The 13,592-nt window shown below is 56.8% G+C and carries 8 protein-coding genes and 1 pseudogene; 1 reads left to right on the top strand and 8 read right to left on the bottom strand.

Going from position 1 to position 13,592, the window contains the following annotated elements:
- Window positions 1-249 precede the first annotated feature (249 nt).
- Window positions 250-1,518, bottom strand: a complete 1,269-nt coding sequence (locus ABGT65_RS01790) for a pitrilysin family protein (RefSeq protein WP_346699496.1) — start codon at window positions 1,516-1,518, stop codon at window positions 250-252.
- Window positions 1,515-2,753 carry a pitrilysin family protein gene (locus tag ABGT65_RS01785; RefSeq protein ID WP_346699495.1) on the bottom strand — a complete coding sequence of 413 codons (1,239 nt, stop codon included), beginning with the start codon at window positions 2,751-2,753 and terminating at the stop codon, window positions 1,515-1,517. Before ABGT65_RS01785 ends, ABGT65_RS01790 begins: the two co-directional genes overlap by 4 nt.
- Window positions 2,754-3,108: 355 nt before the next feature.
- Between ABGT65_RS01785 and nifJ the strand changes: the two genes are divergently transcribed.
- Window positions 3,109-6,654 carry a pyruvate:ferredoxin (flavodoxin) oxidoreductase gene (nifJ, locus tag ABGT65_RS01780; protein WP_346699494.1) on the top strand — a complete coding sequence of 1,182 codons (3,546 nt, stop codon included), beginning with the start codon at window positions 3,109-3,111 and terminating at the stop codon, window positions 6,652-6,654.
- 616 nt (window positions 6,655-7,270) lie between these two features.
- Here the strand turns inward: nifJ and ABGT65_RS01775 are convergent.
- The 6 genes and pseudogenes from ABGT65_RS01775 to ABGT65_RS01750 form a co-directional block, all read right to left on the bottom strand.
- The gene (locus tag ABGT65_RS01775) at window positions 7,271-8,476 is read right to left on the bottom strand and encodes a phosphatase PAP2 family protein (protein ID WP_346699493.1); all 1,206 of its coding nucleotides are present in this window, start codon (window positions 8,474-8,476) and stop codon (window positions 7,271-7,273) included.
- A 538-nt stretch (window positions 8,477-9,014) separates the two neighbouring features.
- Entirely contained in the window at window positions 9,015-10,067 is a 1,053-nt protein-coding gene (locus ABGT65_RS01770) for a HAMP domain-containing sensor histidine kinase (RefSeq protein ID WP_346699492.1), read from the bottom strand.
- Window positions 10,064-10,741, bottom strand: a complete 678-nt coding sequence (locus ABGT65_RS01765; protein WP_346699491.1) for a response regulator transcription factor — start codon at window positions 10,739-10,741, stop codon at window positions 10,064-10,066. The genes ABGT65_RS01770 and ABGT65_RS01765 overlap by 4 nt, the downstream gene beginning before the upstream one ends.
- Window positions 10,738-11,112 carry an EamA family transporter gene (locus tag ABGT65_RS01760; RefSeq protein WP_346703039.1) on the bottom strand — a complete coding sequence of 125 codons (375 nt, stop codon included), beginning with the start codon at window positions 11,110-11,112 and terminating at the stop codon, window positions 10,738-10,740. The genes ABGT65_RS01765 and ABGT65_RS01760 overlap by 4 nt, the downstream gene beginning before the upstream one ends.
- Before the next feature lie 30 nt (window positions 11,113-11,142).
- Window positions 11,143-12,509: pseudogene (locus tag ABGT65_RS01755) on the bottom strand (efflux RND transporter permease subunit); the annotation flags it as partial.
- A 213-nt stretch (window positions 12,510-12,722) separates the two neighbouring features.
- Entirely contained in the window at window positions 12,723-13,337 is a 615-nt protein-coding gene (locus ABGT65_RS01750; RefSeq protein ID WP_346699490.1) for an HlyD family efflux transporter periplasmic adaptor subunit, read from the bottom strand.
- Between the last annotated feature and the right edge of the window lie 255 nt (window positions 13,338-13,592).

The raw sequence follows: 13,592 nt of genomic DNA, 5'->3' as shown, positions 1-13,592 counted from the left end.
AGCCTCCCGCTCCGGGCACTCAACCCGCCGCCAACTCTTGATCCGCTTCCGGCGAGAGTGCGGAACCGGTCTAAGAGACCGGATTTAAGGGCAGAGGGATGCCTGAAAGTTTCGGAATCAAATCACCGCTCCTGACGGTCGAAGCGCGGAACTGAATCAGAAACACTTCACAGTCACCTCCGCCCCTAAAACCCGGTTCTTAACCGGGCGCGGAACCGAATCGGAAACCCCACAAAGGCCCCTCCGCCCTTAAAACCGGTTTCTTAAACCGGCGGAGACCGTTACGAGATCTTCGCGCGCCAGATACTTCCGGGCCAGACGCTGCACATCGGCGGGCGTCATGCTCCGGATTCGGCGGATGTTCTCGCCGATGATGCGGTTGTCGAAGCCGCAGAGGATGTTCTCGATCGTGACGTCGGCAATCCCGAACGGCCCGTCGAGAATCCGCATCATCTCGCCCGTCATCATGTTCTTTACCAATTCCAACTCTTCGGCCGGCATCGGCTCCGTGCGCAGGCGTTCGATTTCGCGGTAAATCTCTTGCAGGGCGGCCTGCGTGACGTCGGAGCCGACCTGTGTGGCCACGGCGAAGTAGCCCGCACGTTCGAAATTGACCATTGCGGCCACCACGCCGTAGGTGTATCCGTTGCGTTCGCGAAGGTTCTGCATCAGCCGCGACCCGAAGTAGCCGCCGAGGGCCGTGGCCACGACCTGCATCCCTACGAAATCGGGATGCTGGCGCGGGAAGAGCAGACGCCCCAGCCGCAATGCCGACTGCACGGCCCCGGGGTGCTCGACGAATGCCTCGTGGACGGTCTCGGGGGCCGGGAATGCGGCGGCGCCGCCACCGGACGGACCGTGGGGAAGCTGCTCCGCAAGCGCCCCGATGGCTTGGCGTTCGTGTTCGCCGATCCGGCCGCTGCACACCACGAAGCAGTTTTCGGCGGTGTAGAAACGCCGGTAGAAGTCCGCGACATCGGTGCGTGTCAGCGAGTCGTAGAGCCGTTCGTCCGACGAGATGCCGTAGGGGTGCCGGGGACCGAAGAGCGCCTGGGCAAAGGCTTCGCGGGCCTGGACATCGACCTTCGTGCGGTCGATGGCGAGCCGCTGGCGACGCTTGGCGGCGTAGGTGCGCAGCTCCTCTTCGGGGAAGGCCGGACGGAGCAGGATCTCCGCGGCGACGTCGAGCGTCCGGTCGAAGAACTTCGAAAGCGTGGCGAAACTGATATAGGCGTAGTCGCGGTCGATGTTTACGTCGTACCACGAGCCGTAGTAGTCGAGCTGTTCGGCGATCTGCCGGGCGCTCCGGCGGTCGGAGCCTTCGGCCAGGAGGTTTGCGGCCGCCGAGGCCGAGAAGGGCGCCGTCTGCACGGCCGACCCGGCACGGAAGACGAACGAGATGCGCAGCACCTCGAAATCCGCAGACGGGAGCGTGTAGAGTGCGATGCCGTTTGCCAGCACGCTTTTTTCGGCCAGTTGGACGTCGATTTCCGAAGGGTTGATGCGGGGAGGAGTCATTTTTTTGCGCGGTAGATGAGGGTTGAACTCTTTTCGGGGGCGAGGATGCGGCGGCAGAACGAGCGGATCGCGTCGGGGGTAACGGCCCGGTAACGGTCGACTTCGCGGTTGATGAGCCCCGGGTCGCCGAGCATCTCGTAGAAGCCGAGGTTCATGGCCTTGTTCATGACGTTCAGTTCACCGAAGAGCGTGTTGGCCTCGAATTTGTTCTTGACCTTTTCGATCTCGTACTCCGTTGCGGCATCGCGCTGCAGGGCCTCGATCTCCTCGCGGAAGGCCGCTTCCACGGCTTCGGGGGTCGTGTCGGGGAGCAACTGCCCCGTGAAGACGAAGAGCCCCGGGTCGGCATCGCCCGAGACGTAGGCGTTGACGCTCGACAGCAGGTTGCGTTCCTTGACCAGACGGGTGTAGAGGCGCCCCGAATCGCCGCCGGCCAACAGGTCCGAAACCAGGTCGGCCGTGTAGAAGTCGGGTTCGGTGCGGGCGCACATGTGGTAGGCCACCGAAACGGTCGTGGCCGGGACGTCGCGTTCGACCTCCTGACGCCGGGCCTCCGTCTGCGGAGGCTCCTGCGGAATCGGGCCCGCGGGTGCCGGGGTGTCGGAAAGTCCCCCGAACCACTTTTCGGCCAGGCCGAGCATCCGCTCCTCGTCGAGGTCGGCCGAGATCGAGAGAATGGCGTTCGACGGGTGGTAATAGCGTCGGTAGAAGGCCTCGACGTCGGAGAGCGTTGCCCGGGCGATATGGTCTGGGGTCAGCCCGATGGTGGCCCAGCGGTAGGGGTGGGTGCGGTAGGCCAGCGCCCGGAGCAGCATCGTCTGGTCGCCGTAGGGCTGGTTCAGGTAGCGCTGGCGGAACTCCTCGATCACCACGCGTTTCTCGGTTTCGAGTTTTTCGGGCGTGATGTCGAGCCCCTCCATGCGGTCGCTCTCGAGCCACAGCGCCGTTTCGAGATTGTCTTTCGGAAGGGTGATGTAGAAGTCCGTGTAGTCGTTGTTCGTGAAGGCGTTGTTGTCGCCCGAGGCCATCTGCACCGGAAGGTCGAAATTCGGGACGGCGCGTGTGCCCCGGAACATGAGGTGTTCGAACAGATGGGCGAATCCCGTGCGGGCGGGGTCTTCGTTGCGGGCCCCGACCCGGTAGAGGAGGTTCACGGCGGCGAGTTTCGACGCCCGGTCGCGGTTGACCGCGACGACGAGTCCGTTGGACAGTATTTTTCGCGTATAGGGAATCATGCGGGCAAAGGTACGAAAAAACCGCTTGAACGCCAACCCGTCTGCAGGGTGGAGTCCATCGGGGAGCGGGCATGTTCCTGCCGAGTGCGGTTGTCGGCCCGATCGGGGCCGTTGGGGTAACGTATTATTGGTTAACCAGTTCCGCAACTCGGTGATTTCCCGCCGTTTCGTTGTTACCCGGATAACAGCCTGCTGTTATTTCCCTAACATCGTTAACGGTAAAATTTTACATGTTTTTTGAACAAAAATAGGCTTCGTTTTTCGGTTGAAATTCGTATATTTGCAACGCCCGTTTGCCCGGGCCGGATCGTGAAGAGTGAACAGACACACAAATATCATCTAAAATTTAACTGAAATGGCAGAAAAGAAATTTATCACCTGTGATGGTAACTACGCTGCGGCCCATGTGGCTTACATGTTCTCGGAGGTTGCGGCCATCTATCCCATCACGCCGTCGTCGACGATGGCCGAACTCGTGGACGAGTGGGCTGCGCAGGGACGGAAAAACATCTTCGGCGAGACCGTGAAGGTCGTGGAGATGCAGTCGGAGGCCGGAGCCGCCGGTGCCGTTCACGGATCGCTGCAGAGCGGCGCCCTGACCTCGACGTTCACCGCTTCGCAGGGCCTGCTGCTGATGATCCCCAACATGTACAAGATCTCCGGCGAGCTGCTCCCGGGCGTCTTCCATGTCTCGGCCCGCGCCCTGGCCGCACAGTGCCTCTCGATCTTCGGTGACCATCAGGACGTGATGGCTGCCCGCCAGACCGGTTTCGCCATGCTGGCCACCTCGTCCGTGCAGGAGGTCATGGACCTCGCAGGTGTCGCTCACCTCGTTTCGCTGAAGTCCCGCGTGCCGTTCCTGCACTTCTTCGACGGATTCCGCACCTCGCACGAGATCCAGAAGATCGAACTCATCGACGAGGCTTCGCTGACGGCCCTGCTCGACCGCGATGCCCTGAAGGCGTTCCGCGCGCGTGCCCTGAACCCCGAGCACCCCGTTACGCGCGGTACGGCCCAGAACCCCGACATCTATTTCCAGACGCGCGAGGCTGCCAACAAGTTCTATGAGGCTGTGCCCGACATGGTGGCCGACACCATGAAGGAGATCTCGAAGATCACCGGCCGTGCGTACAAGCCGTTCGTCTACTACGGCGCCGAGGATGCCGAGAACATCATCATCGCCATGGGCTCCGTGACCGAAACCATCAAGGAGACGGTCGACTACCTGCGCGCCAAGGGCGAGAAGGTCGGTGTGATCACCGTACACCTCTACCGCCCGTTCTCCGTGAAGTACCTGATGGAGGTGCTGCCCGCGAGCGTGAAACGCGTCTGCGTGCTCGATCGCACGAAGGAGCCCGGCGCCAACGGCGACCCGCTCTATCTGGATGTCGTCGAGGCCTTCACCACGAACCGCCACTCGCTGCCGTGCGGCGAGATGCCGCTGATCATCGGCGGCCGCTACGGCCTCTCGTCGAAGGACACTACCCCGGCCCAGATGCTTGCCGTCTTCGAGAACCTGAAAATGGCCGAGCCCAAGAACCAGTTCACCGTCGGCATCGTCGACGACGTGACGTTCCGCTCGCTGCCCGTCGGCGAGGAGATCTCGCTGGCCAAACCCGGTACGTTCGAGGCCCTCTTCTTCGGCCTGGGCGCCGACGGTACGGTGGGTGCCAACAAGAACTCGATCAAAATCATCGGCGGTACGACCGACAAGTACTGCCAGGCCTACTTCTCCTACGACTCGAAGAAGTCGGGCGGCTACACGTCGTCGCACCTGCGCTTCGGCGACAAACCCATCACGTCGCCCTACCTCGTTACGACGCCCGACTTCGTGGCCTGCCACGTTCCGTCGTATGTCGACAAGTACGACGTGCTGAAGGGCCTGAAACCCGGCGGTTCGTTCCTGCTGAACTCGGTACACGACGCCGAGACGACCTGCGCCACGCTGCCCGACCACATGAAGGCTTACATGGCCAAGAACAGGATCAACTTCTACATCATCAACGCCACGAAGATCGCCGCCGAACTCGGCCTCGGATCGCGCACGAACACCATCATGCAGTCGGCCTTCTTCAAGATCGCCAACGTGATTCCGTTCGAGAAGGCCGTTGAGGAGATGAAGCACGCCATCCTGAAATCCTACGGAAAGAAGGGTGAGGATATTGTCAACATGAACTACGCAGCCGTTGATGCCGGCGGCAAGGAGGTCATCAAGATCGACGTACCGGTCGAGTGGGCCCAGATCGAGGACAAGGGCTTCGAAACCCCGTCGCACGCTTCGTATCCGGAGTTCGTGCGCAACATCGTTGAGCCGATCAACGGCCTGAAGGGCGATGACCTGCCGGTTTCGGCCTTCAACGGCCGCGAGGACGGTACGTGGGAGAACGGTACGGCCGCCTATGAGAAGCGCGGTATCGCCGTGAACGTGCCGGAGTGGAAGATCGCCAACTGTATCCAGTGCAACCAGTGCGCCTATGTCTGCCCGCACGCTGTGATCCGTCCGTTCCTGGCGACGGAGGCCGAGGCTGCGGCTTCGGGTGTCGAGTGGAAGCAGGGTCTGGGCGAAACCAAGGAGTACAGGTTCCGCATCCAGGTGTCGCCGCTCGACTGTACGGGTTGCGGCAACTGCGTGGATATCTGCCCGGCCAAGGAGAAGGCTCTCGTCATGCGCCCGCTGGAGGAGCAGCTCCCGCAGCAGAAGAACTGGGACTACATCACCAAAAATATCGGCTACAAGCAGGTGGTCGACAAGACCAAGTCGGTGAAGAACCTGCAGTTTGCACAGCCGCTCTTCGAGTTCTCGGGAGCCTGCGCCGGTTGCGGCGAGACGCCCTACATCAAGGCTCTTTCGCAGCTCTTCGGTGACAAGATGATGGTTGCCAACGCTACGGGCTGTACGTCGATCTACTCGGGCTCGGCTCCGTCGACCCCCTACTGCACCAACGCCGAGGGCAAGGGCCCGGCCTGGGCAAACTCGCTCTTCGAGGATAACGCCGAGTTCGGTCTGGGTATGCACCTCGGAATCGAGAAGCTCCGCGACCGCATTCAGATGACCATGGAGGAGGCTATCGCCAACTGCACGAAGTGCTCGGACGAACTGAAGGGCGTGATGAAGGAGTGGATCGAGAACCGCGGTTCGTCGTCGAAGTCGGCCGAGGTGACGGCACGCCTGATCCCGCTGATGGAGGCTTGCGGTTGCGACTACTGCAAGAAGATCCTGGAGCACAAGGATTGGCTCATCAAGAAATCGCAGTGGATCATCGGTGGCGACGGCTGGGGCTACGACATCGGTTACGGCGGTGTGGACCACGTGCTGGCTACGGGTCAGGACGTGAACATCCTCGTCGTCGACACGGAGGTTTACTCGAATACGGGCGGACAGTCGTCGAAGTCGACACCGGTGGGCGCCGTTGCGAAGTTCGCATCGAGCGGCAAGCGCATCCGCAAGAAGGACCTCGGCGCCATGGCCATGACCTACGGTTATGTCTATGTGGCTCAGGTTTCGATCGGCGGTTCGCAGCAGCAGCTGTTCAACGTGCTGAAGGAGGCCGAGGCTTATCCGGGCCCGTCGCTGGTGATCGCCTACGCACCGTGTATCAACCACGGTATCAAGGGCGGCATGACGCGCACGCAAACCGTGGGTAAGGAGGCCGTAGCGTGCGGATACTGGCATCTGTGGCACTACAACCCGCAGTTGGAGGAGCAGGGCAAGAACCCGTTCGTGCTGGATTCGAAGGAGCCCGACTGGACGAAGTTCCGCGACTTCCTGATGAAGGAGGTTCGTTACACGTCGCTGCAGAAGTCCTTCCCGGCCGAAGCCGAGGAGCTCTTCAAGGCTGCCGAGGAGAATGCCAAGTGGCGTTACAACGGTTATGTCCGCCTTGCGAAGATGGAGTACTGATCATCTGAAAAGTTTCGATAGCGAGGCCGCCCTTCCTGCCGGAGGGGCGGCCTTTTTTGGTTGGAGGGAGGAGGGTGAAGGTCCCGATTCCCGGGAGAGGCTTATGTTGAATTGATGAATTGTTCATTAACTCGTTAAATTCTCTACATTTGGAATCAAAATTTTCTCTCACATCAAAAATATCTAAATCTTTCTCTTCTGCATTAACTTCAATTATATCGCTATTATTTACAGTAATGTCCGAAATTAGAATAGGGGAAAGGGCATCGAAAAGCAAGCCACGTAGCGGATATTATTTACCCTGATACGGAAACCTTTCTTACATGCAAAAAGAACCTCCATGTCCTCTATGCTAACCGTTGGAACATAAAATAGATGGTAGTCTTTGACGCAATCCGTAATACCGGCCAACTGTTTTTGGGTAAAACCTCATCCGAAAGAAAGAGGCCGAGCCCATGCCTATTTCTCTACCCAAAGACTGAAATTCTGATGTATCATACAACTTCTTCAACTTCACGCAGTCCTCTGATAAGAATTTGTCAGCCTTGAATATATGTCTGATATATTCAGCATAATCGACATGTTTGCAACAGGCCTTACAGAAACTCATTTCTGTCTAAAATAAAATCATAAATGCCGATCCTGCCGTCATCGTGTTCATCCATTCTCCACTCCTCCAGCTATGTGACGGCATCAGATTGTAATCCAAAAATAGTTTCATTCCATAATGTCTCGTGGCACGGAAGGTCAATGAAACACCGCTACCGAAACAGATTCCATCCCGTCGGGGAATGGTCTCATCAGATAGCTGCAACTGCGGATAGTGGACATAGCCGCCCAAGAGTTTGCCGCCTATCAGGAAACGGGAGGACAAGGGATAGGAGAAATAGCCGCCCGCACAGAGCGACAAGGCATCGAAAGTGTTTGCCTCAGCCTCTTTGTCGTCCACGATAATGGAGGTGTTGGAAGCGGTGAAACGCCCGCCCACCCCCATGTATGGATTGAAGAACCACGCGCCTTCCATACCTGCCGTACTGCCCGACGAGGTGCTGAACTCGTGCCCTTCGTCAAGGTCATATCCGCTTAACGGCACATTCATCCCGACATAGAGGCTGAGAAAAGATGGTTTCTCCCATCGTTCAAATGGCCACACGTCTTCCGGAAAACGGTTGATGCCTTTCTCTTTGAAGAGGCGGTCTGCCAGATAATAACCCAATTCGGTAGAAAGGATACCGATACCCGCCCCTGTCAGCACATCGCTCAACCAATGTCTGTTGTTTGCCATACGCATCAATCCTGTAGTGGTTGCGACAGCATAAGCTCCTATGCCTACCCACGGGCTCTTGTGTCCGTATTCCCTGGTCAGCATGGTGGCAGTCATAAAGGCGGTGGCAGTATGTCCTGAAGGAAAGGAGTGGTCATTGGAACCATCGGGACGCCTCACATGGGTGGTCTGTTTCAGAGAATAGACCACACTGCTCATCAGCAGAGCCGAAAAAGCATCCGATACCAGCATCCGCTCCCAGGAGCTTCGTCCCTCCATGCCACCCAATTTCATCCCCAGCATGGCAGCAACCGGAAGGTATTGCAGATAATCATCGGCATGGCGGTTGAATCTTGGCAGATAGTCGTTGCGGAGGCTGCGGAAATGGTCGTCCTCACTCTTGATAAGGAGACCGCCCGCGACCAAAGGCACACCGACATAAGTCATACGGAAAGCCTGCGAGGATGTCACCCGGTCGATGAACTTTTCATTCGTCTGCCATTGGTAACCAGCCTCAACGTAGTGTACCTTTCCCCCCCCCTTGTATCTCCGCTCCATAGACGACCTGCAAACAGAAACAGTTTACAATGATAACCCAAATCCTCTTTGCCATGTACATATTTGATTTTTAAGTCGTGGCAAAAGTACAAGGTGAGTTTGGGGATATTTTGAAGTGACTGCAAGAAAGCTATTTCGTGTTTGACATGAATGATTGTTCAAGCATGAAGCCGTATTATTTCTGTTGTCATGGCTAACGCCGCACTTGTCAAGACCGCTCCGGCGGCCAGGACCTTTATTTCTTTTTTTGCCTGATATGTTCCGGTTGGACGAAACCACACAAACGGTCAATGGCAGTATTAAGTATCTCGCAATAAATACCGTTGCAATGGCAGTCAAAATGGGAATCCATTCCAGGTAACATAAATTGAACATAAAACCGGGAACCACGGCAACTATAGCGGCCGACACATGTATGTGTGCATTATGCTCCTGTGCGATAAACACTTTTATTCCATTTATGGCATGCCTGAAACTTCTAAGCCTGTCGGCTATTGAAAATGGCTTGTTGCTTTTCGTTGACGGATACCACGCGGATTCAGAAATTTACAGTGAAGCAGTGCATTCCTTCCCCGTAGCGATACTCTACGGTCCAACCGTGGTACTCACAAATGGCACGGACAATGGCAAGCCCAAGACCGTTGCCTTTCGCTCTCTCTGAGGGACGGTAGAAGCGGTTGAAGATGAGCCGTGCATCCAGTGCGGGTTCATCGGAGGTGTTTGCTATTGTCAATCTCCTTCCCTGGACGGTAAGATAGATCTCACCTTTCGGGCGGTTGTGGCGGACGGCGTTGACCACAAGATTATTGACGAGGCTTTCGAGTAACGTGCGGTTGGCACAGACCGTCAGGTTACTGTCCGTAAAATCTTCGTAGAGGAGAATGTCGCCCGATATGCTTTGCAGGAATGGGGTCAGTCCATCGAGAAAGCGGGTCAGACGGATTTTCTCCATCTGCCCGTACTGTCGGTTATCTATCTTGGCGAGCAGCAGGAGGTTGCGGTTGAGGCTGGCCAGGCGGTTGGAATCCTCGTACAGCCCTTGTATCAGTTCCGCTTGCCTGCGGGTCAGGTCGGGCTGTTGGAGCAGGAGGTCAAGCTTGCTTTGGAAGACGGCGAGTGGGGTCTGCAACTCATGTGAGGCGTTTTCGGTGAACTCCTTCTGCATACGGTAGCTGGTCAGACTATTACGCATCAAGGTTTCAAGCGAATGGTTGAGCCGCGCGAACTCCTTGATGCCGGTGTCGGGCAGCGTGGGCAACCTGCTGTCCTCCAGACGGAAGTTCTCTATCTGCTGCAAGGTTTTGTCGAACGGCTGCCACAGCCGGTGTGAAATAAGGCGCAGGGTCAGCACGATCGCCACCGCCAACACTCCGACGATAAGCCCGAACTGGAGCATCACGCCCTGCATGATGTCCTCCTCCAGATCAAGCGTGGGGATGGGCTGCCCTTGCTCCACCGCCTCTATGATGTCTATCATATCCTCGGCATAATAGCATTTGGTGAGGAAATAAAACAGAGGCGTGGCAAGTGCAAGCAATATCGTGATGCAGACGACAAACTGCGTCAGCATCTTACGGGAAAGGCTTTTCATGGTTCCATCCATTTATATCCGGTTCCGTACACGTTCTTGACACAATTCCTTACGCCTGCCTCCGCCAGCTTCGCCTTCAGGTTCTTGATGTGCGTATAGACAAAGTCGTGGTTGTCCAGCATGTTTGCCATATCACCGCTGAGGTGTTCGGCGATTGAGGCTTTCGACACTACCCGGTTCCCGTTACCGATGAAGAACAGCAGCAGTTCGTATTCCGTCCGGGTCAGCACCACGGGCTTTCCCTTTACGCTCACCGACCTGACGGGCAGGTTGATTTCAATGCCATGGCTGCATAACAGGTTATTAGCCGCAAATTCCCTGCGGCGGATAATGGCATAGATCCGCATCGAAAGTTCCGCCAGATGGAAAGGTTTGGCAAGATAGTCGTCTGCGCCAATTTCCAATCCCTTTACCTTGTCATCTATAGCGTCCTTTGCCGAGACGATAATCACACCCACGGGATTCCGCTTGGAACGGATGTCGCGCAGGATGTCCAGCCCGTTTCCACCCGGAAGCATCAGATCGAGCAGCACGCAGTCGTAGTCATAGATGTTCACCTTCATCTTGGCATCATTGTAGGTAAACGCCTGTTCACACACATAATCTTCGGAACTAAGGTACGCGACGATATTGTCCGACAGTTCCTTTTCGTCTTCTATAATCAACAGTTTCATTTCAGTAACATGATGATGCTTCCGCATGTGATCAGCGCTGCCCCCAATATAACCTTCGGAGAGAGAGGCTCCTTCAGGAACAGGAACGACAGGCAGATGGTTATGACCACACTCAACTTGTCGATCGGTGCGACCCGCGACACGTCACCCGTTTGCAATGCTTTGAAATAAAATAACCACGACAAGCCCGTAGCCGCGCCGCTCAACACGAGGAACAGCCACGAATGGCGCGGGATGTCCTTCATCTCTCCCATGTGAGAACCGAACAGCACGATACCCCATGTAACGAACAATATCACCGTAGTGCGGATAGCGGTCGCCAAATCCGAATTGATCTCCTTGACCCCTACCTTGGCGAAGATGGCGGTCATCAGTTTGGGACGGATGCGCAGGGCGATGGCATAGTCCACCGACTCGTCCACCGTGCCGCCGTTCCTGCGGTTGGTCTTGTACTGCCAGACGGTAAAGATGCTGTTTTCCGCCAGGATGCCCACAATCATGATGATGCCCGTGTAACTGCTGACGTTGAGCGGCACTCCCGCAGGAGGAACATCAGCACCGTAAGCACCAGCAATGTCGCAAGGAGAAGGATGGCAGTCAATTCCCGGAATGACTGTTGCTGTTCGGAATATGCACCTCCGAAGGAGATGCTGTAACCGGATGGCAGATGGAGTTGTTGTTTGAACTCCCGCTGCAGGTCTTGAACCGCACTGCCCAGGTCGCGCCCCTCCAAACGGGCAGTCAGGGTAATGTTGCTTTTCAAGTCCTCGCGGCGTTGTTCTATTTCGCCGGGTATTATCCTTATGTCGCAGAGAGTTTCGAGCGGACGGATGGAGCCATCTGGCAGGAAAACGGGCTGGCGGCGCAGGAGTTCGGGAGAATTGTCAGGGAAGTCTGTGAATCGCAGGAGGATGCGGCGCATCTGCTCGCCATCCTGCACGGAACCGATTTGGAGTCCGCCTGTCATTGCCGCCTGAGCGGGATGCGGTTCGATGATATTCGCCTGGGCCGACAAGGGGATTCCGCCCGTATAGGCTTGCAGTTGCTCCTGAAAGTCGGTCAGGGAAATGCCGAACAACGAGAGTTTGTTTTCATCCGGGATGAACACAATAGAAGCTCCGGCAGGCACCGGCCCGTTGTCGATGTCAACTACGCCAGACACGGACTGCATTATCTTTTCGGCCCGTGCCGCTATCTGCTGCAGGGCAGCATAATCATCACCGAATATCTTGACCTCAATGGGTTGGGCGGTGCTCATCAGGTCGCCCAAAAGGTCAGCGATGCGTTGGCCGAAACTGACGGTCATTAAGGGAACAGCCTGCGAGATACTGCTGCGCAAGTCGCTGATGACTTCGGGCGTGGTTTTGTCCCGGTCTTTCTTCAACTGGATAAGGTAGTCGCCGAAGTTCGCAGGACGTGTTTTGAACGACATGCCGAGAGCCGTGCGGCGCGAATAGGTCTCCACATCGGGGTGAGCCAGGATGATGCGTTCCATCTGACGGCAAAGGCGGTCGGTCTCTTCAATGTCCGTCCCTGCCGGAGAGTGGTAGTCGAGCACGATTGTCCCTTCGTCCAAATCGGGTAAAAAGCCGGAAGCCAACTGCGTGGAGGCATACCAGCCGCCAAAGCCCAGAAGCAAGACAAAGGCAGCGGCAACGGCAGGTTTCCGATAGACAACAGTGAGGAAATGCACCTTTCGGATGGACGCTTCTTCCAGTCCTTTCACATCCGGCGACTTCGGACGCAGCTGCTTCCTGTAGCCTGTCATCAGGTGCAGCACGGGGAGCAACAGCCATGTGACGAGGAAAGATGCCGCGGCAATGACGGTGATACGCGGAAACAGAACTTCCGGGAACAGGTTGGTCTGCATCCGGGTGTAACTATAGAATCCGGCAAGCAGGAGCAGCACACCCACAAAGAGGATGGGTTTGGCGTAAAGCTGGTGGAAACTTTGTCGCTGCATCTTGTCCATAGTCGTACTTTATTGAATGATAGCAACCCTTGCCCCATCCGTGAGCCCGTAACCTCCCGTGGCAACGATAAGTTCTCCGGGCGAGAGTATTGGCGAAAGGATTTCGATGCTGTCCGTCGTGCTGTTTCCGATGCTTACCGGAACTTTCTCGGCGGTGCTGTCCTTGGCGAGCCGCATCACCCAATGTTCCGTCAGCGTTTCGTCGCTCTGCACGGCAGACTTGGGCAATACGGTTATACCCTCCGAGATGTTTCGGGAGGTGAAGATGGCTTTCACGTTCATCCCTTCGGGAAGGAATGGTGCTTCGGCGATGGCTACGACCCGCTCCGATTGGGATGCGGTGTTCATCACCGCCAACGGGGATTGGACGGTAGCCGTGAGGTGTGCGCCGTCGGGCAGTTCCAATGTACAACGGCTTCCAGCCCCGGCATACGCCCGTTGCTCATAGGGTACGTTTATTTCAAACACAAGGCTTGCCGCTTCAACGAGGGTGCAAAGCGTTGTGCCTTCCGCTGCGTAGCTTCCCGGCTGTGCCTGCACATCGAGCACAATACCGTCCCTTTCGGCTGTTATGTCGATGAGGTTCTCATTGCTCCCCAATGCGTGTCGCTCCTTACTCTGCAACCGGTAAAGAGTTTGCCCCGTCTGAACCCTTGTGCCGGGCTTCACCTGTACTTCCGTGACGAATGACGCTATCGGGGAGGTAACGGTCGTTTTACATTGATAGGATGTGGTCGCCGTGAGGAGGGTTTCTTGCGGAATACATCCACGGACGGGGTGTGCCAAGGTTACTTCCGTGGCAGGTTCAGCTTCAGATGCCTGTTCTGTCTGCCCGTCGCTACAAGCGGTCAGGCAAAGATATGCCAACCATAAAATGAG

The organism is uncultured Alistipes sp., assembly GCF_963931675.1.
Lineage (GTDB): Bacteria > Bacteroidota > Bacteroidia > Bacteroidales > Rikenellaceae > Alistipes.
This window is presented reverse-complemented; position numbering and strand designations above follow the sequence as displayed.

Coding starts and splice junctions, on each gene's coding strand:
- ABGT65_RS01765 (WP_346699491.1), bottom strand. CDS start 10,741: ATGAAACTGTTGATTATAGAAGACGAAAAGGAACTGTCGGACAATATC.
- ABGT65_RS01775 (WP_346699493.1), bottom strand. CDS start 8,476: ATGGAGCGGAGATACAAGGGGGGGGGAAAGGTACACTACGTTGAGGCT.
- ABGT65_RS01760 (WP_346703039.1), bottom strand. CDS start 11,112: ATGACCGCCATCTTCGCCAAGGTAGGGGTCAAGGAGATCAATTCGGAT.
- nifJ (WP_346699494.1), top strand. CDS start 3,109: ATGGCAGAAAAGAAATTTATCACCTGTGATGGTAACTACGCTGCGGCC.
- ABGT65_RS01785 (WP_346699495.1), bottom strand. CDS start 2,753: ATGATTCCCTATACGCGAAAAATACTGTCCAACGGACTCGTCGTCGCG.
- ABGT65_RS01770 (WP_346699492.1), bottom strand. CDS start 10,067: ATGAAAAGCCTTTCCCGTAAGATGCTGACGCAGTTTGTCGTCTGCATC.
- ABGT65_RS01790 (WP_346699496.1), bottom strand. CDS start 1,518: ATGACTCCTCCCCGCATCAACCCTTCGGAAATCGACGTCCAACTGGCC.